The 21,994-nt window shown below is 68.8% G+C and carries 18 protein-coding genes; 6 read left to right on the top strand and 12 right to left on the bottom strand.

All coding sequences use genetic code 11. The features are described from left to right. The first annotated feature begins 51 nt into the window (after nt 1-51). The gene (locus BOX37_RS15250) at nt 52-798 is read left to right on the top strand and encodes a M50 family metallopeptidase (RefSeq protein ID WP_071928231.1); all 747 of its coding nucleotides are present in this window, start codon (nt 52-54) and stop codon (nt 796-798) included. Here BOX37_RS15250 and BOX37_RS15245 read toward each other — a convergent pair. Then, nucleotides 789-1,271 carry a gluconokinase gene (locus tag BOX37_RS15245; RefSeq protein WP_071931527.1) on the bottom strand — a complete coding sequence of 161 codons (483 nt, stop codon included), beginning with the start codon at nt 1,269-1,271 and terminating at the stop codon, nt 789-791. The genes BOX37_RS15250 and BOX37_RS15245 overlap by 10 nt on opposite strands. Nucleotides 1,272-1,411: 140 nt before the next feature. On the opposite strand from BOX37_RS15245, the gene BOX37_RS15240 reads away from it, so the two are divergent. Beyond that, entirely contained in the window at nt 1,412-2,329 is a 918-nt protein-coding gene (locus tag BOX37_RS15240) for an LLM class F420-dependent oxidoreductase (RefSeq protein ID WP_071931526.1), read from the top strand. A 12-nt stretch (nt 2,330-2,341) separates the two neighbouring features. Here BOX37_RS15240 and BOX37_RS15235 read toward each other — a convergent pair whose 3' ends face one another. Both BOX37_RS15235 and BOX37_RS15230 read right to left on the bottom strand, forming a co-directional pair. Beyond that, complete coding sequence (locus BOX37_RS15235; RefSeq protein WP_240505355.1) at nt 2,342-4,378, bottom strand: CocE/NonD family hydrolase; 2,037 nt, start codon at nt 4,376-4,378, stop codon at nt 2,342-2,344. Between the two features lie 333 nt (nt 4,379-4,711). Beyond that, nucleotides 4,712-6,349 carry a PucR family transcriptional regulator gene (locus BOX37_RS15230; protein ID WP_084759705.1) on the bottom strand — a complete coding sequence of 546 codons (1,638 nt, stop codon included), beginning with the start codon at nt 6,347-6,349 and terminating at the stop codon, nt 4,712-4,714. Nucleotides 6,350-6,484: 135 nt separating this feature from the next. Between BOX37_RS15230 and pruA the strand changes: the two genes are divergently transcribed. Then, nucleotides 6,485-8,137: an L-glutamate gamma-semialdehyde dehydrogenase gene (pruA, locus tag BOX37_RS15225; protein ID WP_071928229.1), complete on the top strand. Its 1,653-nt coding sequence runs from the start codon at nt 6,485-6,487 to the stop codon at nt 8,135-8,137. Continuing rightward, nucleotides 8,137-9,093 carry a proline dehydrogenase family protein gene (locus BOX37_RS15220; RefSeq protein WP_071928228.1) on the top strand — a complete coding sequence of 319 codons (957 nt, stop codon included), beginning with the start codon at nt 8,137-8,139 and terminating at the stop codon, nt 9,091-9,093. The genes pruA and BOX37_RS15220 overlap by 1 nt, the downstream gene beginning before the upstream one ends. 67 nt (nt 9,094-9,160) lie before the next feature. Here BOX37_RS15220 and BOX37_RS15215 read toward each other — a convergent pair whose 3' ends face one another. Then, nucleotides 9,161-11,227 carry an AMP-binding protein gene (locus BOX37_RS15215; RefSeq protein ID WP_071928227.1) on the bottom strand — a complete coding sequence of 689 codons (2,067 nt, stop codon included), beginning with the start codon at nt 11,225-11,227 and terminating at the stop codon, nt 9,161-9,163. 314 nt (nt 11,228-11,541) lie between these two features. Between BOX37_RS15215 and BOX37_RS15210 the strand changes: the two genes are divergently transcribed. Next, the gene (locus BOX37_RS15210) at nt 11,542-14,112 is read left to right on the top strand and encodes an ATP-dependent Clp protease ATP-binding subunit (RefSeq protein ID WP_071928226.1); all 2,571 of its coding nucleotides are present in this window, start codon (nt 11,542-11,544) and stop codon (nt 14,110-14,112) included. A 54-nt stretch (nt 14,113-14,166) separates the two neighbouring features. Here the strand turns inward: BOX37_RS15210 and BOX37_RS15205 are convergent, their stop codons facing one another. From BOX37_RS15205 to BOX37_RS15195, 3 genes are all read right to left on the bottom strand, one after another. Continuing rightward, nucleotides 14,167-14,559 carry a hypothetical protein gene (locus BOX37_RS15205; protein ID WP_071928225.1) on the bottom strand — a complete coding sequence of 131 codons (393 nt, stop codon included), beginning with the start codon at nt 14,557-14,559 and terminating at the stop codon, nt 14,167-14,169. A 130-nt stretch (nt 14,560-14,689) separates the two neighbouring features. Then, entirely contained in the window at nt 14,690-15,499 is an 810-nt protein-coding gene (locus BOX37_RS15200; RefSeq protein WP_240505415.1) for a carbohydrate-binding protein, read from the bottom strand. Nucleotides 15,500-15,981: 482 nt separating this feature from the next. Beyond that, nucleotides 15,982-17,205, bottom strand: a complete 1,224-nt coding sequence (locus BOX37_RS15195) for a cytochrome P450 (protein WP_071931524.1) — start codon at nt 17,203-17,205, stop codon at nt 15,982-15,984. 200 nt (nt 17,206-17,405) lie between these two features. Here BOX37_RS15195 and BOX37_RS15190 point away from each other — a divergent pair, with 200 nt between their 5' ends. Beyond that, the gene (locus tag BOX37_RS15190) at nt 17,406-17,960 is read left to right on the top strand and encodes a TetR/AcrR family transcriptional regulator (RefSeq protein ID WP_071928223.1); all 555 of its coding nucleotides are present in this window, start codon (nt 17,406-17,408) and stop codon (nt 17,958-17,960) included. Nucleotides 17,961-17,965: 5 nt separating this feature from the next. Here the strand turns inward: BOX37_RS15190 and BOX37_RS15185 are convergent, their stop codons facing one another. From BOX37_RS15185 to BOX37_RS15165, 5 genes are read right to left on the bottom strand one after another with little or no spacing between them, the layout of a single operon-like run. Then, nucleotides 17,966-19,168 carry a cytochrome P450 family protein gene (locus BOX37_RS15185; RefSeq protein WP_071928222.1) on the bottom strand — a complete coding sequence of 401 codons (1,203 nt, stop codon included), beginning with the start codon at nt 19,166-19,168 and terminating at the stop codon, nt 17,966-17,968. Between the two features lie 2 nt (nt 19,169-19,170). Next, a complete protein-coding gene (locus BOX37_RS15180; RefSeq protein ID WP_071928221.1) occupies nt 19,171-19,770 on the bottom strand; it encodes a GTP-binding protein in 600 nt (199 codons plus the stop codon). Next, nucleotides 19,745-20,095, bottom strand: a complete 351-nt coding sequence (locus BOX37_RS15175; protein ID WP_071928220.1) for a DUF742 domain-containing protein — start codon at nt 20,093-20,095, stop codon at nt 19,745-19,747. The genes BOX37_RS15180 and BOX37_RS15175 overlap by 26 nt, the downstream gene beginning before the upstream one ends. After that, entirely contained in the window at nt 20,095-20,505 is a 411-nt protein-coding gene (locus tag BOX37_RS15170; protein ID WP_071928219.1) for a roadblock/LC7 domain-containing protein, read from the bottom strand. The genes BOX37_RS15175 and BOX37_RS15170 overlap by 1 nt, the downstream gene beginning before the upstream one ends. After that, entirely contained in the window at nt 20,483-21,871 is a 1,389-nt protein-coding gene (locus tag BOX37_RS15165) for an ATP-binding protein (RefSeq protein WP_071931523.1), read from the bottom strand. The genes BOX37_RS15170 and BOX37_RS15165 overlap by 23 nt, the downstream gene beginning before the upstream one ends. Between the last annotated feature and the right edge of the window lie 123 nt (nt 21,872-21,994).

Below are 21,994 nucleotides of genomic sequence, written 5' to 3'. Positions count from 1 at the left end.
AGTGGGCTGGACCGGGCGGTGCCGACGGCGATTCGCGGCTAAGGTGCGGCGGTGGACACCGGATCCGTCAGCTCGTCGTTCGAACAACTGCTCGCCCCGCAAGACGCGCCACCGTGGTGGCTGGTGCTGGTCACCGCGGTGCTCGCGCTCGTCCTCGTCGGATATCGGCCACTGTGGCGGTTGACCAGGGCCGTGGTCACCGTGGCGCACGAGGCGGGGCACGCGCTGTTCGCCCTGCTCACCGGGCGCAGGCTGCACGCGATCACCCTGCACACCGACACCTCGGGGCTCACGGTCTCGAGCGGCAAGCCGACCGGACTCGGCATGATCGTCACCGCCGCTGCCGGATATCCCGCGCCGGCGCTGCTCGGGCTCGGGTACGCGGCGCTGCTGGGCTCGGGGCGGGTCACGGTGATGCTGTGGGCGACACTGGTCATGCTGGCTGCCGTCCTGGTCAAGGTGCGCAACGTCTACGGCGTGGTGACCGTGCTCGTGCTCGGCGGGGCGGTGTTCGGCGTCTCCTGGTTCGGTGACGAGTTGCTGCAGGCCGGTTTCGCCTATCTCGCCGCCTGGTTCCTGCTCGCGGCCGCGGTCCGGCCGGTGATCGAGCTGCAGCGCAGCAGGCGCAGGCAACGCGGTCCCGGGGTGTCCGACGCCGATCAGCTGGCCCGGCTCACGCATCTGCCCGCGCTGCTGTGGGTGGTGTTCTTCGCTGTTGTCTGCCTGGCCGCCCTGGTCGTCGGCGCGGGGTTGATGCTCGCCCCGGTCGAGCAACTGCATCCGTTGCTTCAGCGGTGATCGGCGCGCCAGGCGTCGATCGCCTCGTTCACCAGGACACTCGGCGGGGCAAGCGCGTCGAGGGTCACGCCGGGCTCGTCGGGTTCGAGTGGCTCCAGCGTCGCCAGTTGTGAGTCGAGCAGGATGGTCGGCATGAAGTGGCCGTGCCGGCCCGCCATCCGGCGCAGCAGTTCGTCGCGACCTGCGGCCAGATGGACGAAGTACGCCTCGGGCGCACCGGCGCGCAGCCGGTCCCGGTAGGCGCGCCGCAGCGCCGAGCAGGCCACGACCCCGCCGGAGACGCGATGGTCCCCGAGCCAGGCCGCGACGATGTCGAGCCACGGGGCCCGGTCCTGGTCGGTGAGTGGAATGCCGGCCGCCATCTTCTGGATGTTCGCGGTGGGGTGGAAGTCGTCGCCTTCGGCGTAGGGCAGTCCGAGCCGTTCGGCGGTCAGCACGCCGATCGTGGACTTGCCGCATCCGGACACACCCATGACGACGATGATGGGCTGCGCCACCACACGACCTCCTCACGACGAGTCGAGCACACCAGAATCCCACCATCCTGTCGCACCCGGCGGGCGCCCGGCACCGAATCGAACCCGCCGGAGCGGGATCGGGCACGATGGTGATCATGGACCTCCGCATCTTCACCGAGCCCCAGCAGGGCGCCGACTACGACACGCTGCTGTCGGTGGCGCGCACCGCCGAGGAGCTCGGCTTCGACGCGTTCTTCCGCTCCGACCACTACCTCGCCATGGGCGACGCCTCCGGCCTGCCCGGCCCGACCGACGCCTGGATCACCCTGGCCGGGCTGGCCCGCGACACCTCCCGCATCCGGCTCGGCACGCTGGTGACCGCCGCGACCTTCCGGCTGCCGGGACCACTGGCCATCCAGGTCGCCCAGGTCGATCAGATGTCGGGCGGACGGATCGAACTCGGCCTGGGCAGCGGCTGGTTCGCCGCCGAGCACGCCGCCTACGGAATACCGTTCCCGGACAACCGTTTCGGCCTGCTCGAGGAGCAGCTGGCCGTCATCACCGGACTCTGGGAGACCAAGCCCGGTGAAACGTTCGGCTTCGCGGGCGACCACTACCAGCTCACCGACTCCCCCGCCCTGCCCAAGCCGGTGCAGGATCCGGTGCCCGTGGTGATCGGCGGCAACGGCAAGGTCCGCACGCCGCGCCTGGCCGCCCGCTACGCCACCGAGTTCAACATGCCGTTCGCCTCGATCGACGACAGCGTCGCCCAGTTCGACCGGGTGCGTGCCGCGGTCCGCGCGGCAGGGCGCACCGACGACCTGGTGTACTCCAACGCGCTGGTGGCGTGTGTCGGGCACACCGATGCCGAAGTGGCGCGCCGGGCGGCCGCGATCGGTCGCGAGGTCGACGAACTGAAGGAGAACGGGCTGGCCGGTTCGCCCGCCGAGGTGGTCGACAAGATCGCCCGCTACCGCGAGATCGGTGCGAGCCGGATCTACCTGCAGATCCTGGACCTCGCCGATCTCGATCACCTCGAACTCATCGCCGCCGAGGTGAAATCGCAGCTCTGAGGTCGACGGCGGTCACGGGATCGGCTTGTCGGTGGGCAGGTTGACGAAGCTCGGGGCCGCCGGATCCAGGTGCAGGTGCTGGGGTTTGAGCTCGGTGTTGTTGAGCATCGGCCGGAAGGCCAGACCCTTGGGCGAATTGCCCGCGAAGACGTCGACGCGCACCCGGTGGCCCGGCGCCAGCACCGCCTGGGTGGGAATCACGGCGATGTCGATGGCCACCGGGTGCCCGGTCGGCACCGGCAGGAGCCGGTCGAGACTGAGCGGGTTGAACGGGGCGGTGAGGTCGCCGTTGACCGAGCGGGCGCTGCGGCGTTCGTCGATCGCCCGCATCGATGCGGTGAGCTGGCCGGTGGTGAGCACGGTCGAGGTACCGTCGGGGGCGACGTCGTTGACGGTGACGTTCCAGTAGCCATCGGCGGCGTCGTGAACAGTGTTGAGCCGCACGTTGATCGGGCCGGAGATCACCGTCTGTTCGGTGAGCGGCGCGCTGGTGAAGGTGAGCCCGTTGCGTTCGGCGATGCGCGCGTCTTTGGCGCACAGGTCGAGGAACGCAGTCATTCCCGCCGAGCCCTGGGCCGCGTCGCGAGAGCAGGCGGTGGTGATTCCCGGTGCGACGGTGAGGGTTTCGGCTGTACCGGGGCCGGTGGCCGAGAGCGATCCGTCGTGCAGGCTGTCCTCGGTGCTGCCGCTGGCCGCGGCGGACAGGTAGACGCGGCGGTGGGTGACGCCCGGCTGCGGGAACTGGTCGAGGGTGATCCAGTCGCCGCCTTGCTGTTTCACCGTGACCGGGCCGAAATCCTCGATGCCGCTGTCGATGTCCTTGAGCCACTTGTCGAACCAGGCGCGCTGCAGCACATCCAGGCGCGGCGGCGCACCTGGCACACCGGTGCCCGCACCGGGATTGGCATGGTAGGTGTCGCCGACGACGAGCTGTTTGCGGCCGGCAGGCAGTGGGATCTGCTCGTAGAGCTTGGTGGCGCTGTTGGCGAAGATGTCGTGCCAGCCGCCGTAGACGAAAGTGGGTACGGTGATCTCCTCGGGACGGCCCTGGATCGCCTGACGGAAGTCGGATTTGTCGTCCAGCGCCGCGGCCAGCTCCGGGGGCATGTCGTCCAGGGTGGGGGTGAGCAGGGCCTGGGCGAGCAGGTCGAAGTTGGTGGTGGGATCGGCGATGCGGTCGTTGAGCCAGGTCCAGTCGAACTCGCCCTCGACCATCGAGGCCACATCGGGCACGAGCTTGAACTGATTGACCGAGTTCAGCCACATGGGCAGGAAGGTCGTGCCGACTCCGCCGCCGGGGGCGACCACGTCGCGCATGAGGTCACTGCCGGGTTCCACGGGGAAGATGGCCTGCAGGGCGGCCGGCGCGTTCTCCGCGGCGCGCAGCTGGTTGATACCGGAATAGGAGCCGCCGCTCATCCCGATCCGCCCATTCGACCACGGCTGCGTGGCGGCCCAGTCGATCACCTCGCGGGTATCGAGCTGCTCGCGCGCGCCGAGGGTGTCCCACTTCCCCTGCGACAGGCCGGTTCCGCGCACATCGGCGACCACGACGGTGTAGCCGCTGCGGATGAGGGCGCGGTCGACGCCGAGCATGGTCTGGATCATACCGCCGTCGAGTGCCTGCATCAGATCGCCGAAGCCACTGATCGGCGTGGTCGACAGGTTCAGCCTGCGCACCAGGTCGACTGCCATCGGCTGCAGACCCGGTGTGGCGGCGGCCGATTCGATCAGCCCCGTCATCAGTTTCGAATACGGGGTGAGGCTGACGATCGTCGGCAGCGGGTTCGTCTCGACGACGCCCGCGGCGTCGGCGGGCCGGTAGAGATCGGCCTTGAGCTCGACGCCGTCACTCATCCGGATGGACACGCCGCGCTCCACCCGCACCTCGGGGTAGGCGGTGTGCCCGTCGTGCAGGGCCGTCCAGTGCGTGGCCGGATCGTCGCCGGGATGCCCGGCGGCCGATCCACCACCGCAGCCGAGCACCACGACCACCGCGAGAATCGTCACCAGCATCCGGACGAGTCCGCGTTCGGAACCTCTAGCCATATGTGTCGCTCCCCGACCGGTTCGTCTCCATCGTTGACCAAGCCACCGTGCGATCGGCGCGGAAACTGTAACAGCGCTAACGACACGGAACGCTGAGCGTCGGCCCACTCGGGCTGTCGCAGTGAACACGCATCGTTCCAGTTCAGCGGTGTTCCGGGCGCTGCACCGATATCGGCAACACTCCGGATCACACCATCGCGGTGCCCGGCCAGAAGCGCGAGGGCGTGATCGACCCAGCCAAGGCCGTCGGGGAGGTCGAGCCCGCGGACCCGGTAGCAGCCCGAGACCGCGCCCCGTTCGCTATCCATCACCGCACCCTCACTCAGACTGTCGTCAGCGCAGGGAAACGGGCACAGCGGCGAGTTGGATCTCGAGCAGGAGGCGATCCGCGGGGTCGGTCAGGTCGACGCCGAGGATCGCCTCCACGCGCCGTAGCCGGTAGCGCAGCGTGTTCGGGTGAACGCGCAGTTCGGCGGCGGCGGTGCTGACCTCACCGTGTGCTCGCAAGTACGTCTGCGCCGATACGCGCAGTTCGGCGGCGTGCGTTCGGTCGTATTCGTCGAGCGTGCGCAGTCGCGGGTCGTGCAAATCGGGACGTTCTCGGATCAGATCGACGATCTCGGTGAGCAGCACCGCGGTGCGCGCGTCGGCCAGGGTGGTGACGCGGCCGCCGGAGGTGGCGGCCGCAGGTGAGTCCAGTACCCGGTCGACTTCGGCACGGGCACCTGCCACAGCGGTCAGACCGGCCACCGGTGCGGCGATCGCGGCTCGCACGATCAGCGCGCGTGACCGTTCGAGCTGAGCGACCAGCCGCCGCGCCCAGGAGCTCAGGCCGGCCTCGGAGTGATAGCCCGGCAGGAGGACATAGACTCGGTCACCGATCACCTCGGTCACCGAGTCATCACGAAACGCGCTGGCGTGCAATCGGAGCAGTCCGCTCGACGCGTTCAGCCGGGCGGCCGGGTCATCCGCACCGACCGGGGCGAAGCCGATCACCGCGGCCGGACCGGCGACGGGCAGGTTCAGCGCGGCGGCCACCGACGGGACATCGACGCCTTCGCCGTGGGCGCCGAAGAGGCGCCGTATCAGTAGTGCTTCGGTGGAGGGCGCGTCCAGCCCGCGCGCGATGATCCGGGCCGCCACCGCGGAGGCACCGCGCAGCACCTGGGCCGCGTCGGGACGCAGAGGTCGATCGCCCTGCTGAAGCCAGATGGTGCCGAGCATTCTGGACTGCGCGCCGTCGGCGCCGCGCCGGATGCCGACGACGAGGCGGCGACGGATGTCGAGTTCGGGATGCTCGGGCACGTCGACGACCTCGTCGCTGCGCCGCACTCGGTCGAAGACACCCCATTCCCGCAGGATTCGCAGATAGTCGCCGGGGCCTTCGCGGCCGAGGATGGAGCGGATGCGCAGCTGGTCGGCGGAGGCGTCGGAGGCCGAGTAGGCGAGCACGTGCGAGTGCGGGTCCTCGATGGAGACCATGCCGTCGGTCTCTCTCGCCACCACCTGGGCCAGCGCGAACAGGTCGGTGTCGGGGGCGAGCAGATCGGGCTCGTCGGCCGTCCGCTGACCGGGCGAGCGGTCCAGCGCGCGGCGCACCAGTGCGAACACCTGGTCCCAGCGGGCGTGCCGGTGCACGTGCACCAGCGCGATCCCGGCGGCGTGCGCGGCCGAGCGCACCGCGGGCGAGTCGTTGGCACCCTTGGTCATCAGCACCCGCGGCCGCTGCCCGCTGTCCCGCTCGCCGACAGTGTGCAGCCAGCGGGCGGTGGCCTCGGCATCGACACCGACGAGCAAATACACCGCGGGCAGCGCCCCGTCGGCACCGAGGTGTTCGGGCAGATCGGCAGGTTCGACCAGCACGACCGACCGCACCGGCACCCGCTCCCCCGCCGGTGCGTCGACCAGGGTGGCGACGGTCTGGTCGAGCGCGCTGAGCAGCGCGCCGAGCGTGGTGTCCTCGTCGAGCATCGCGCGCCTCCCCGGATGTTGGCGGATCGGATCAAAGAATCACCATCGATTCGTCCGATCAGACGATTATGACCGCTCCGGACCAGTGTTGACTACGTCACATCAGGTATCCGCCACGACGCAGGAGCCGCACCCATGGACGCCATCGCGACCACCCCGCCGCCGGTCAACGAGCCGGTCGGCACCTTCGCTCCGGGAACGCCGGAGCGCGCCCGTCTGCAGTCCGCGCTCACCGAGTTGACCGCCACGCCCACCGAGATCCGGCACGTCATCGACGGCCGTCATCTGCGCGGCGACGGCCCGGCCTTCGACGTGGTCCAGCCGCATCGGCACGCCGCGGTCCTGGGCACCCTCCACGAGGCGAGCGCGGCCGAGGCGGCCGCCGCCGTCGAAGCCGCCGAGGCCGCGGCCCCCGTCTGGCGGGCCAGGTCGTTCGACGATCGCGCCGCCATCTTCCTGCGCGCCGCCGACCTGCTCGCCGGTCCGTGGCGGACCACGATCTGCGCCGCGACCATGCTCGGGCAGTCCAAGTCCGCCTACCAGGCCGAGATCGACGCCCCGTGCGAACTGGTCGACTTCTGGCGGTTCAACGTGTCCTTCGCGCGCCAGATCCTGGCCGAGCAGCCGATCTCGACGCGCGGGGTGTGGAATCGGATGCAGTACCGCTCACTCGAGGGCTTCGTCTACGCGGTCACACCGTTCAATTTCACTGCCATCGCGGGCAATCTGCCCACCGCGCCCGCGCTCATGGGCAACACCGTGGTCTGGAAGCCCGCGCGCACCCAGGCTCTCGCCGCCTACCTGACCATGCGCCTGCTCGAGGCCGCAGGCCTGCCGCCCGGGGTGATCAACCTCGTGCACGGTCCCGGCCCGGAGATCTCCGAGGTCGTCCTGGCCGATCCGCGACTGGCCGGTGTGCACTTCACCGGATCGACGGCCACCTTCCAGCACCTGTGGCGCGAGGTCGCGGGCAGACTGGACCGGTACCGGACCTATCCGCGCCTGGTCGGTGAGACCGGTGGCAAGGACTTCGTGCTCGCGCACTCCTCGGCCGACCCGGCGGTGCTCACCACCGCCCTGCTGCGCGGCGCGTTCGACTACCAGGGCCAGAAGTGTTCGGCCGCCTCGCGCGCGTTCGTCCCGCGGTCGGTCTGGGCGCGGATGTCGGAAGAGCTCATCGAGCACACCGCGGCGCTGCGCTACGGCGACATCACCGATTTCACGAATTTCGGTGGGGCACTGATCGATCAGCGCGCCTTCGAGCGCAACACCGCCGCGCTGGACCGGGCCAAGGCGACCCAGGGGCTCACCGTGATGGCGGGCGGCCACAGCGACGACAGCGTCGGCTGGTTCGTCGAGCCCACCGTCGTGGTCGGCGACGATCCCACCGACGAGATCTTCCGCACCGAGTACTTCGGCCCGCTGCTCGCGGTGCACGTCTACGACGACAGCACCCCGGCCGGTTTCACCGAGGCCATGGACCTCGTCGATGGCGGCAGCGCCTACGGCCTGACCGGCTCGATCATCGCCGAGGACCGCGCGGCGATCACGGCCGCGACCCAACGGCTGACCTTCGCGGCGGGCAACTTCTACATCAACGACAAACCCTCCGGCGCGGTCGTCGGCCAGCAGCCCTTCGGCGGCGGGCGCGCCTCGGGCACCAACGACAAGGCCGGGTCCGCGCAGAATCTGCTGCGCTGGACCTCCGCGCGCACCATCAAGGAGACCTTCGACCCGCCGACCGAGCACTGCTATCCGCACCAGATACCCGAGACGGAGGCCCACTGATGTCCGCACTGCGCTCGACCATGCTCGCCGCCGCCCGGTCCGCGCGGCTGGAACGCACCGTCACCCGGCTGCCGGTGAGCCGCGCGGTGGTGGCCCGGTTCGTCGCGGGAACCACCGAGCAGCAGGCGGTCGACACGGCGCGGACCCTGTTGCGATCCGGTCGTTTCGTCAGCATCGACCACCTCGGCGAGGACACCACCGATCTGGCGAGCGCGCAGGCGATCGTCGCGAACTACCGCTCCCTGATCACCGCGCTCGGCAGCCTCCCCCATGCCGATGTCACGACGGGAGCTGTTCGCCCGCTGGAGGTTTCGGTCAAGCTGTCCGCACTCGGCCAGGCCCTGCCCCACGACGGGCACGCGATCGCCCGCGACCACGCCCACCAGATCTGCGCCGCCGCCGAGGCCGCCGGGCTGTGGGTCACCGTCGACGCCGAGGATCACACCACCACCGACTCCACGCTTTCGATCGTTCGGGAGCTGCGTGCGGAATTCCCGTGGCTCGGCACGGTGTTGCAGGCCTACCTGCGCCGTACCGAAGAAGACTGCCGAGCGATGGCGGGGCCCGGATCACGAATCCGGTTGTGCAAGGGCGCCTACGACGAACCGGAGTCGGTGGCCTTCCGTGACCGCGCCGAGGTCGATGCCTCGTATCTGCGCTGCCTCGCCGTGCTCGTCGCCGGGACGGGCTATCCGATGATCGCCTCGCACGACCCGGCGGTCCTCGGCGCCGCCGAGGTCGCCGTGCAGTCCGCGCAGCGCAAGACCGAGGAGTACGAGTACCAGATGCTGTTCGGCATCAGGTCCGACGAGCAGCAGCGCCTCGCCGACGCGGGCAAGCACGTGCGCGTCTACGTCCCCTACGGCGACCAGTGGTACGGCTATTTCCTGCGCCGCCTGGCCGAACGTCCCGCCAACCTCGGGTTCTTCCTGCGCGCGCTCGTCGGCGGGCACTGAACCATCCGGGTGGCGGTGACTGACCGCCGAACAAGCCTCGACCACGATCGAGCGCGCGCTGTGGCGGCTACTCGCTCAGCGCTGACTCCGGCCGCACCAGCACCCGCTTGAGGATCTTGCCGGTCTCCCCGCGCGGCAGCGCGCTGAGGAAGGTGACATCGCGGGGCACCGAGAAGCGGCTGAGCCGGTTACGGATGTAGGTCCGGACCATGTCCGAATCCAGGCCCGCGCCTTCGCGTTTCACCACGAACGCCGCGAGCCGCTGACCGAATTCCCGATCGGGCACACCGACCACGGCCACCTCGGTGATCTGGGGCAGATGGGCCAGCGCTTCCTCCACCGGACGCGGGAAGACGTTCTCGCCGCCGGAGATGATCATCTCGTCGTCGCGGCCCGCGACGAACAACCGGCCCGAGGCGTCGAGATAACCGAGGTCGCCGGTGTCGAGCATGCCGTCGGCTTCTTCGGGCGGTGCGGCGTTGACGTAGCCGTCGAAGAGCATGTGGTTGGCGACGAAGATGTGCCCGGTGGATCCGACCGGCACCGGCCGCAGATCCGGGCCGAGCACCGCGACCCTGGTGCCGAGCGGGGGCCGACCGGCGGTGGTCGGCGAGACCCGCAGGTCATCCGGTGTGGCGACGCTGGCCCAGGAGACCTCGGTCGAGCCGTAGACGTTGTAGAGCACGTCGCCGAAGGTGTCGAGGAAACGCAGCACGGTGGCCCCGGCCAGCGGCGCGCCGCAGCTGATCACGTGCCGCAGGCTGGACAGGTCGAAACCCGCCCGCATGTCCGCGGGCACGTCGAGCAGCCGCTCGACCATGGTCGGCACCACGATCAGGGTGCTGATCTTGTGCTCGGCGATCGCGCGCAGGCAGTCCAAGGCGTCGAATCCGTCGGTGAGCACCACCGTGGCGCGCAGCGCCGTGCTCAGCTGCAGACCGGCCAGGCCCCAGGTGTGGAACAGCGGCGCCGGAATCAGCATCACGTCCTCGACCCGCAGCGGAATCCGCGACAGCAGCGCGGCGATGGTGCCGAAGCCCTTGGCGTGCGGACGGCGCGCCCCCTTGGGCGAGCCGCTGGTGCCGGAGGTGAGCACGATCAGCCGACCGGGGTGGGCGGGCACCGGGAAGTCGTCCTGGCCCAGGGCGATCAGGCCGTCCACGGTCGTGCGCTCCGGGTCGGGCGGGCACTGATCGGTGGTGAAACGCGGGATCTCGCTGTGCAGGTAGCGGATCAGCGTTTCCAGCTCGCCGTCGACGAAAACCGCGCTGAGGCGGTGCCGCTGCACGATCTCCTCGATCCGGCGCCCGGACAGCCCGGCGTTGAGCAGCGCGACGTCGACGCCGAGCTTGCCTGCCGCGACCATGGTCTCGACCATGCCCGCGTGATTGCGCGCCAGCAGGCCGATGGCGTCACCCGCGCGCAGGCCCACCGCGTACATCGCCCCCGCCAGCGCGCTCGAGCGCGCGTCGACCTCGGCGAAGCTGCGCTGCCGCGTCGGGTCGATGATCGCCACCCGGTCCGGTTCGTGCGCGGCGCCCGCGGCGTAGCCGCCGGCGAGGTTGAAGCCCCATTTGGACAGCGACCGCAGCTGCTTCACCATCGACACCGGGTCGGGCCGCATCAGACCGGTGGCCGCGATGCTGCGCGCGACGCCGGCGTTGCGGCGCAGCGGCGAACGTTCGGCGTTGATCACGACCGAGGAGCGCGTCCCCGCGATCACGTCGGAGGTTCGTCGCAATCCGGCCTTCACCCAGTCGGTGACCGCCGAGTTGCTGCGGTTGGCCAGCGCGGGATGGACATTGGCCGCCGCGAACAGGGTGATGTCGAGCCGGGTGCGTTCCACATCGCCGCGCAGCCGCACCGACACGAAACTGCCGAGCACCGGGCTGCGCAGTTCGAAGCTCTCGTACCAGCGCCCGATCGAGAGGACGAACTCGTGGGTCTGGATGCCCGCGGCGGCCGAGCCGACCCGGACCTGCCAGACCACCGCCCCGTCGGGGCGCTCGACACGTTCACAACTACCGATGCCGGTGAACATCCGCGGATAACTCTGCGGATCCAGCAGCACATCCCACAATGCCTGACGCGCGATGGTGAAATCCGCGCTGACATCGATGACGTCGTTGACCAAACTCCGTGCTCTTCCCGTCGGCCTGTTCGACCAGCTCGGTCGGCGGGCAAAAATGGACGCGACGGCCAATACCACCGCGCGGGTCGTCACGCTACCCGTCCGTGCCGTTCCCTGATCAAGAATCAGACAAAACCGGTGGTTTCGGGGCGATTCGGCCGGATTTTGGTTTGCGCGCCACACCTCATGATGTTGCTGATGTGAAACTGTCCAACCGCTTGCACGCCACCGCGCATTGCCGAAGTATTGCTGGCAGTACCGACCCGATCTGCAGGAGTCGCCGCTACGCGCGGCATGACGAGCGAAGAGGTGTGGACATGACAGCGAGCTGGCCCGGTTCCAGGGACCCATTCGACGACATCTTCCAGCGGTTCTTCGGCTCCGGGATGTCCTCGACACCGCCCGTGCAGCGCATCGATCTCGGCAGGCTCATGACCGACAACGCCAAGTTGCTGGTCGGTACGGCGCGCGAGGCGGCGCGGGACTGGGGCAACCCCGAGATCACCCCGGAGCACCTGCTCTACGCTGCCACCGAGGCCGAACCGGGACGCAGCATCCTGGCCGAACTGGGGCTCGACCCCGACCAGCTCGCCGAGGATTTGCAGGACTACCTCGACACCGGCGCGCCGAGCGAGAACGACCTCGCCGACATCACCCTCAGCCCGGCCACCAAACTGGCCCTGCGGGCGGCCCAGCGCCAAGCCGCCCAGGCGGGCAGCAGCTACCTCGGCCCGGAACACATTCTGCTCGGTATCGCCTCCCTGCCCGACAGCGTGGCGGCACAGATCCTCGGCTCCGGGATCGCCGCGACCCGGAGCAGCGACGAAACCACCGGCGCGGGTCGTCAACCGTTGCCGTCGCCGCGCAAGGAGAAGTCCGACACCCCCACCCTGGAGGAATACGGTCGCGATCTCACCGCCGAAGCCAGGGAAGGGCTGGTCGACCCGGTGGTCGGGCGGGCGGAGGAGATCGAGCAGACCATCGAGATCCTCTCGCGGCGGCGCAAGAACAATCCGGTCCTGATCGGTGATCCCGGGGTCGGCAAGACAGCCATCGTGGAGGGGTTGGCGCAGCGGATCGTCAACGGGGATGTGCCGTCCACGCTCACCGACCGGCGCGTCATCGCGCTCGATGTCGGGTCGCTGGTGGCGGGCAGCAAGTATCGCGGTGAGTTCGAGGAGCGGCTGACCAAGATCCTCGACGAGGTGCGCGCGCACAAAGACGAGCTGATCGTGTTCATCGACGAGTTGCACACGATCGTCGGCGCCGGCAGCGGTGGCGAGGGGTCCATGGACGCGGGAAATCTGCTCAAGCCTGCGCTCGCCCGCGGTGACCTGCACGTGGTCGGCGCGACCACGATCGACGAATACCGCAAGCACATCGAGAAGGACGCCGCGCTCGAGCGCCGGTTCCAGCCGGTGATGGTGGCCGAACCGTCGGTCGCCGACACCATCGAGATCCTGCGCGGCCTGGTCGATGTCTACGAGGAGCACCACCAGGTGCGCTATTCCGACGCATCGTTGGTCGCGGCCGCCGAACTCTCCGACCGCTACATCACCGACCGGTTCATGCCGGACAAGGCCATCGACCTGATCGACCAGGCGGGTGCGCGCGTCCGGTTGCGCTCGGGCACCCGCGATCCGGAAGTCAGGGCCAGGGACGAGGAACTGGCCCGGCTCAACCGGGAGAAGGACGCCGCGGTCGCCAACGAGGACTACGAGAAGGCCAAGGCACTCAAGGCCGACATCGCCGCCGCCGAGGAGGAGCTCGCGGAATCCGGCGTCAGCGCCGCGGACCCCGAGGTCGACGTGGTCGACATCGCCGAGGTGATCTCGCGCCAGACCGGCATTCCCGTCGCCGACCTCACCGCCGAGGAGAAGCAGCGCCTGCTCGAGCTCAAGGACGTGCTGCACCAGCGAGTGATCGGCCAGGACGAGGCGATCGTCGCGGTCGCGGAGGCGGTGCGCCGGGCCAGGGCGGGACTCAAGGACCCGAACCGGCCGATCGGCTCGTTCCTGTTCCTGGGCCCCACCGGCGTCGGCAAGACCGAGCTGGCCAAGGCATTGGCCGAGGCCGTCTTCGGCGACGAGGACCGGCTGGTCCGGTTCGACATGAGCGAATTCCAGGAGAAGCACACCGTGTCCCGGCTCGTCGGCGCGCCGCCCGGATACGTCGGCTACGACGATGCCGCCCAGCTCACCGACAAGGTGCGCAGGCAGCCGTACTCGGTGATCCTGTTCGACGAGGTCGAGAAGGCGCACCCGGATGTGTTCAACGTCCTGTTGCAGTTGCTCGACGACGGTCGGGTCACCGATTCCAAGGGGCGCACGGTCGATTTCAAGAACACGATCGTGATCATGACTTCCAACATCGGCTCGGACCTGATCCTGAAGGCTCCCGAGGGCGACCTGGACGCGATCGAACCGCAGCTGATGGAGCGGCTCGGTCAGCACTTCCGGCCCGAGTTCCTCAACCGGATCGACGAGACGGTGGTGTTCCACCGGCTCGACAAGTCGCAGCTGGAACGGATCGTGAATCTGATCCTGGACCGCACCCGGCGCATGCTGGCCGCCCAGGACATCGGGCTCGACATCAGCGAGTCCGCGGTGGACTGGCTCGGAGACAAGGGGTTCCAGCCCGAGTTCGGCGCCCGGCCGCTGCGCCGCACGGTGCAGAAGGAACTCGACAACCGGGTCTCGCGGCTGCTGCTCGACGGCGGGCTGGAACCGGGCGCCATGGTGAACGTCGACACCGCCGAGGACGATCTGGTCGTCACCGCCGTGACGCCGACCGAGAACATCTCCGGCAACGGATCGGCGCCGAAGAAGGGTGCGAAGAAGTCGGCTGCCAAGAAGGGCGACAAGAAGAAGTTGGTCGACTCGAAATAGTCCGGCGACGAGGGTGGCCCGGTCCGTACGGACCGGGCCACCCTCGTCGGCGGGTCAACCGCCGGTGATCACGCAGGATTCCCCGAACCGGTAGCCACGGCCGACGCTCACATCGATTCCGCGGCCGACACCGTTCTGAATGGCTGCGAGCGAGTGCGCTCCGGTGCTCGACGGCACCCATTCGAAGGTGGCGATGCCGTCGGTGGGGGTGACCACCGCCAGCAGCGATCCGTTGTCGTAGAAGGAAACAGGATCGATGCCGACGCTGAGGCGGGCCAGCAACTGATGGGTGCACCCCGTGCCATAGTCGGTCGACAAGCCGAAGCTGAGTCCGGGGAGCACGCTCAATTGCGAGACGCCGGCCGATGCCGTGGGCGCGCCGATCGTCATGGCCAGCAGGGCGGTTCCGGTGGCCGCGACGGCGAGGGCGAATTTCCTGTCACTCATATCTCACGTCCCTTGTGCTGCGGGGCCGACCGAACGCGAGGTCGGCGAGTCGGTGTCAATCCTCGCCCCATCGTCGGATCGATGGGGGGAGAACACACGAAACGTTTCCTGTTCTCGCCGACCCCGTCGCTCACACCCGCGACCAGAGGGCGGGTGTATTCGGTGGTGTCCAATTCGGGTCGTGAACGGTGTGCGCCTGGCGGCAGCTGTAGGTGACACCCCGGTAGGTGACCTTGTCGCCGACGGCGTAGGCGGCGCCCTGCTGCCAGGAAGTGGGTGGGGTGGTCGGGTGTTCGTGGCCACCGCCGGGAGTGGTCGTGGTGGCCGGTGGTTTCGTCGTGGTGACGGGCGGTTTCGTGGTCGTCTCGGGCGGGGTCGTGGGTGGGGTGGTCGGCTTCGGCGTGGTGGTGGTCGGCTTCGGCGTGCTGGTCGGCGACGTGGTGGTCGGCGGCGTACCGCCGCCCCCGCCGGTGATCTCGAGGTCGACGCAGCTGTAGAACGCCGCCGCGGTGTCACCGATGTTCCAGACCGCGCGCAATTTCTGGCGACCGGAGTACTTCGACAGGTCGATCGTATGGCTCACCTGCATGGGCGGTTGTTCATTACGCCCGTCGAAAACTGCGATCCGCGTTCCGCCGATGAAATACTCCCAATTCAAGGTGCGATGATTGGCGGTCTTCTGCCAGGTGAATGTGGTACTCCCGGAAACTTTCTGTGGCACCCAGCCCAGACTGTCATCATCGAGTTCGAGATATCTGTTCGCGCTGCAATTGGTCAAGCCTTTGGGCCCCTCGACACTTTGCGGCTCATACCGTATCGGTCCACACGGCACGATCCCCTTGGCGCATTGCTCCTGCCTGCTCGCCGGTCCGGTGACCCAGCCGTGGGCCTCGGCCTTCGTGGCCGGAACGAGCGCAGTGACAAGGGGCGCCAACACCATTGCACCGACGATGGACAGCATTCGACTTCGCACTATCATTACTCCTAGGAAACGCACACGGAGGACGGCAGGGGCCGGCGTGCCATCCGGGAAACCATTTCGAGCGATAACACCGGACACTTCGATATCGAACTGTGCCAGGGACAGTAAAACGAGGAAGATCGCCCGTCAAGCGATCTCGAATCGGAAAATCGCGCTACCGGCCGGTATTCATCGGCAGATTCCTTCGTGTGCGAATTCGGCGAACAATCTCGACCGAACCAACCGGTATCCCTATCTGGCAAATAGCCAGCTAATCCACCTGCTCCGCCCTGTCCCAGGATTTGCCAGATTCTCACGATAGGTAGCCATGTTCACAACAAGCACTCTTGTCAACTATTGGCTCACACCCCGCGGCAAGCGCTGGCGAACATTGCGCGACTCTCCGGAATTCGTGCGCCCAGGCCCGCACCCCGCGCAAGTCGGCAGTCCGTGCCTGACGGTCAGCGGCAGATGATGCGCAAGGGCAGCGTCACGTGTCGGCGCACGAAAAGGCTCGGCACCCAGCGCGGCGGCTCCGCGTCGATGAGGGTGAACGATTCGGTGCGCTCGAGCAGCAGCGTGATCGCGGCTGTCGCCTCCAGGCGGGCCAATGCCGAGCCGATACAGAAGTGGGCTCCCGCGCCGAAGGCCGCGTGGGCGCGGCCACGCGGACGATCGAAGGCGACGACGTCAGGATCGGGGTAGGCCACCGGATCCCGATTCGCCGCGCCCCACAGCAACAGCAGGTGACTGCCCGCGGGCAGGTCGACGCCATCGAGTCGAGTGTCGGCCAGGACGTGGCGGTGATGGCCACGAAACGGCGACTCCAGGCGCAACGCTTCGTCCAAGAACGCGGGAATCAGGTCGGGGCGCTCACGCAGCCGTGACTGCAAAGCCGGGCCGGTCGCGAGCAGCCGGGCCGCCGACGCGATCAGGCCCGCCGTCGACTCGCCGCCCGCACCGATCAGCTGCACCAGGATCAGCACCGCCTGCGGCTCGTCGATCGTGCCTGCTCGCACGGCCGCGACCAGCGCATCGAGCAGTGTCCGCGGCGAGCCGATCCGTCGCTTCGCGCCGGTCACGGCCAGGTAGGCGTAGTGGGCCAATTCGGTCGCCGAGGCGATCAGCGCCGGCATCCGGTCCTCGGCGACGACGCCGCCCAGCATTTCGGTGGAGTCGTAGGCCAGGGTGAGCAATCGCGACACGTCCTCGCCGGGCAGCCCGAGGAGTTCGGCGAGCAGCGCCAGCGGCAGTCGGTCGGCCATCCCGGTGGCCCAATCGATGCGGTCACCGTCGAGTTCCCCGGACCAGAACCGCTCCGCCAGCGCGGTCACCACCGGCCCGAGGCCGCGAACCCGTTTGGCCAGTGCCGGGCCGACGATGCCACGATGCACGCTGTGCACCTCGGCGTCGGCGGTGGCGAGCACATGCAGTCCCTGACCGGTCGCGTCGAGGTCGAAGGTCACCGGTGCCGCGCCCGCCCGGGCGACGAGTACGCCCGTCAGATGCGAGGAGAACTCCGCCGGGCGACGGGTCGCCTCGGTGACCGCCTTCCAGGAGGAAACGAGGAAGAAGTCGGTCCCCGGCACGCGGTACACCGGCGCCGTATCTCGCAGCGTCCGGTACAGCGGGGTCGGATCGTCGAGCACCGTCGCGTCGAACAGATCCAGCGTATCGAGGTCCATGGTCACCTTCTGCGGTCGGCTGTCGAGCACTGACCATGCCTCGGTCCCGAGCACCCGGCAACGACCGTCTCACCGTGCGACAACCGACCGATCCGGATGACGACACCCGAATTCACCGAAACAACGATCTTGCGGCACCGATTCGACTAGACAGATCACGGAGAACGTCTCAACCCGAGACACCACCCTGGGAGTCGCCGATGACCGGACAGGCGGACTGGCTCGCGGGCGGTGACCGGCGCGCCCTGGCGATCGACCGGATCGAACGCGCCGCCCTCGCCCTGTTCCTCGACCGCGGCATCGACTCGGTCAAAACCGAGGACATCGCGGCCGCGGCAGGCTGCTCACGCGCGACGCTGTACCGCTACGTCGGTGGAAAACCACGGATCGTGCGGGCCGTCATGGTCAGAGCCGCGGGCAACGTCGTCGCCAGGGTCGAGGCGGCCATCGATCCGGTGCCGCCGAGCCGACGACCGGTCGAAGCGATCCTGGCTGCCGTCGCTGCCCTCCGCGCCGACCCGGTGCTGCGGCAGTGGCTGATCCGGCACCGGTCCGCCGACACCGACGATTTCCTCGCCAACGCACCCGAACTCGGCCGCATCGCGACCACCCTGACCAGTATCGCTCCCGACGACGCGGCCGCGAGCTGGATCGTGCGGGTCGTGCTCTCGCTGCTCACCTGGCCGCTGCCCGACGCCACCGCCGAACGACGCCTGGTCGAACGATTCGTCGGTCCCGTGCTCCGGAGCCGATGACCTGCTCAGGGCATGGGCAGGGGCGGGGTTTTCGGGAATTCGACCGGGAGGGCGGCCAGGGAGCGATGGAAGGGGCCCGGCCGCCAGACGAGGTTCTCGGCGGGAACGGCCAGGGTGATTTCGGGGAGTGCGTCGAGGAGCTGGTCGATCGAGTCCTGGACGATCAGGTAGGCCACCGATTTGGCGGGGCAGCCGTGCGGGCCCGCGCTCCAGGCCAGGTGCGCGCGATTGTCGACGACATCGCGTCCGGCGATGGCCGGATCGTTGTTGCACGCGGACATGCTGATCACGACCGGCTCGTGCGCGGGCAGCCAGGTCTGGTCGACCAGGATGGGCTGGCGCGGATAGGTCATGCAGAAGTTGGCCAGTGGCGGATCGGTGAACAGCACCTCGTCGAGCGCGTCGCGGGTGGACAGGCTGCCACCGAGGACGCTGCCACCGAAGCGGTCGTCGGTGAGCATCAGCCGCAGCGTGTTGACCACCAGGTTCAGCATCGGCTCGATGCCCGCCCCGTAGAGCACCAGCAACTGGTGCACCATCTCCTCGTCGGTCAGGGCCGCCGGATGGTGCAGCAGGCGGGTGGCGACATCGTCGCCGGGCTCGCTCTGGCGCAGCGCGACCAGGTCGGCCAGCGCCGTGGCGAGCAGGTTGTTGCCCGCCTCTGCCTCGTCACCCTCGAAGATCTGCGCCATCCCGGTCGCCACTTTCGCCCCGATCTCCGGCGTGCAGCCGAGCATCGAGTTCAGCGCCTGGAAAACCAGCGGAAAGGCGTACTGGCTCAACAGATCCGCTGATCCGTTCGCGCAGAAGCTGTTGATCAGGGGGATCGCGAACTGTTCGACCGTGCTGTGCATGGCGTACAGGTCGACTCCGGCGATCCCGGCCACGTTCGCCTGCCGGTACCTGGCGTGCTCGGCGCCGGTGGTGCGCAGCGCGGCGGGACGGAACTGCAGCATCGGCAGGACCGGGCAGTCCGGCGGAATGTCGCGCTGCCACATCCGCGGATCGGCCGGGAAGTGGTCGGGATCGTTGAGAATGCGGACCGCAGTGTGGTAGCCGATGACCAGCGTCGCCCGGATACCCGGCGACAATTCGACGGGCACCAGGGAACCGAAGCGGCGCCGCATCTCCCGGTAGGCCGCTTGCGGATCGGCCGCGAACTCGGGCGCGTACATCGGCACCCGGTCCTCGACCAAGGGGTCGAGCATGGTCACACTGCTGCTTCCTGCCTGCGGAACAGATACTCCGCCAGGGTGATCAAGGCGCGCAACCCGTGATCGCGCCGTCGCGCGTCCACCGCGACCACCGGGGTGTCCGGGGCCAGGTCGAGCGCCTCCCGCACCTCCTCGAGCGGATAGCGCCGGAATCCTTCGAACTCGTTGACCGCCACCGCGTAGGGCACCCCACGCTGTTCGAGCGCCGAGAGCACGTCGTCGGCCTTCTCGATGCGCCGGGTGTCGACGAGCACCAGCGCGCCCAGCGCACCGCGAGCCAGCTCCTCCCACAGCGGGGCGAACCGTTCCTGACCGGGCGTACCGAACAGGTACAGCGCCAGCTGCGGATTGAGCGTGAGCCGGCCGAAATCGAGGGCGACGGTGGTCTGTACCTTGCTGCCGAGCCCCGCCATGTCGTCGACGCCGATGCTGGCCTCGGTGATCGTCTCCTCGGTTCGCAGGGGCCGGATCTCGGAGACCCCGCACACGAATGTCGTCTTGCCGACGCCGAAGTTCCCCGCGACCAGGATCTTCACCGACCGGGTCACGGTCTCCGCGACGTATTCGACCTCAGCCCGCGATGGCACGGAGACCATGGAGCACCTCCTTGATCAACGCGAGTTCCGGCTTCACCTCAGCCGGTGTCGGGCACTGCAGATGGCCGCTGTCGAGCAGATCGGACACGATGATCTTCACGACGGAAGCGGGTAGATCGAGATAGGCCGACAACTCCGCGATCGACAGCGCGCCGCGGCGGCTGGTGAGCGCCAGCAGGCGGCGCTCGTCGGGACGGTGGTCGGGCCGGCCATCGGCCACGGCACGGACCAGGGTCACCAGGTCGAGTTCATGGGCCGCTCTGACTCGCCCGCCCGTGCGCACATATGACCTGACCAGGTCGGGATCACGCCTGCCCCGGCTCATTACCTGCCACCGTGCCGTGGCGCGGCACCGATTTCGTGCCCGACGCGCGAGGCCAGTTCGTTCATCCGGTGCGCCACCAGCGCGACATCGACGTCGACCGTCGTCGCGACACCGAGCAGCGCGCCGGCGCCGGCGGCGGTGATCATGATCATGCCGTCGTCGTACTCGGTCATGCTCTGGCGCACCGAGTTCGAGGAGCCGCCACAGAACTCGCCGAGCGCCTTGCCGAGTGAACGCAGGCCCGACGCGGCCGCGGCGAACCGTTCGGCATCGTCTTTGGTCACGCCACGGGAATGGGCGATCCGCAGTCCATCATCGGACAGCAGCACCGCGAAGCGGACGCCGGGGATCTCCAGATCCTCGAGCAGCCACGCCAGTCGGTTCGTGCTATCGGCCACCGGTGTGCTCATCGGCTGTTCCTTCCGTGGTTCGCTCGGCCGCAGCGGCGCGACCGCTGCGGGAACCGCTGTGCCAGGCAGCGGCGAGGTCGGGGCGAGCCTGCCCCGATTCGGTGGCCACCCCCGCCGAATCCGGGGCAACCGGCCTTCGGCGGCGCTTGGGCAGCCCGCCACTGGTGATCTCGTGGACCGCGGCGCTGGGCGCTTCGGCTTCGACCAGAGTAGGCACCGCGACCGGAATATGTGCGGGAGCGGCGAGTTCGGGCTCGGGCAACCGCGGCGCGGCACCGCTGACCAGCAGCGCCGACGGCACATAGACCATGGCCCGCATGCCGCCGAAGATGTTCGGTCCATCGACGTGGACGGAGAACCCGTAGCGACTCGCCAGTGCAGCGATGCCGGGGAAGCCGACCTTCGGCGCGGGGCCGAGATCGTGGATGTCGACCGGACGTTCACCGCTGAGCACCAGCCGCGCGTCCTCGAGTTGTTCGGGACTCATACGCATGCCGGCGTCATCGATGATGACGGTGACGCCGTGGTGGCCCTCCTGGAAGCCGACCTCGACGAACGACGACGGCGGCGAGTAGCGCAGCGCGTTGTCGAGCAGGGTGGCGAGAGTGTGCACCAGCGGCTCGACCGCACGGCTGATCACGATCCGTTCGCACTGTCCCGAACGCACGCGCAGGAATTCGCGCACCCGCCCGGTGGCACCGCCCGCGACATCGGTGAGCGACTGCTGTGGCCAGCGACGGCCGGGCAGGCCACCGGAGACGATCACATAGGACTGCGCCTGCCGGATCATCTGCTGCACGGTGTGGTCGATGCGGGTGAGGGTCTCGTAGATCGCGTCGTCGCGATGCTCGCGCAGCGCGGCACTGACCACCTGGCCCAGGTCGGTGCCGAGGCTGACCACCGAGGTGCCGAACGAGCGCACCGCGGCACTGGTCGCCGCGCGCGAGGACGCCGCCACCTCGGCCCGCGCCTGCTCCTGGGCGGCCTGGACCTCACTGGTGCGGCGCTGCTCGCTGTAGCGTTCGACCATCGCCCTGGTGTCCTCGGTGACGGTGCGCAGGTCCTCGGCGTGCCCGGTCGCGATCCACTGCAGCGCCTGGCCGAACTGCGAATCGCCGAGTTCCGCGGGCACGTCGACAGCGACGGTCGGGATCTCGTGGCGGCGCACGGCTTCGGTGATCGCGGGTAAGGTGGTTCGTGCCAGCTGGAGCAGGGCGTCTTCGGCGGCGAGGCGTTCACGGATCGCGGCGTCGGCGCGCAGTCGTTGCTGGCGCTCGTTACGCATCGCCAGCACGGCAACGGCCATCGCGAGCAGTAACAGCGGTGCTCCGATGGCGAGTAACAGCACCGCGATTCCTGAGTTCATCAGATCTTTCGTCGTCGTGACCACGCGACGCCCTGGCCGGTGGGCCCTGCCCGGCCTGCCCGGGAGGCATTCGCCTTCGACCGCGGGATGGGTCCGAATATCCGATCCACATGCTCCGCTTCC

Origin of the sequence: Nocardia mangyaensis (assembly GCF_001886715.1) — a bacterium.
Classification (GTDB): domain Bacteria; phylum Actinomycetota; class Actinomycetes; order Mycobacteriales; family Mycobacteriaceae; genus Nocardia; species Nocardia mangyaensis.
This window is presented reverse-complemented; position numbering and strand designations above follow the sequence as displayed.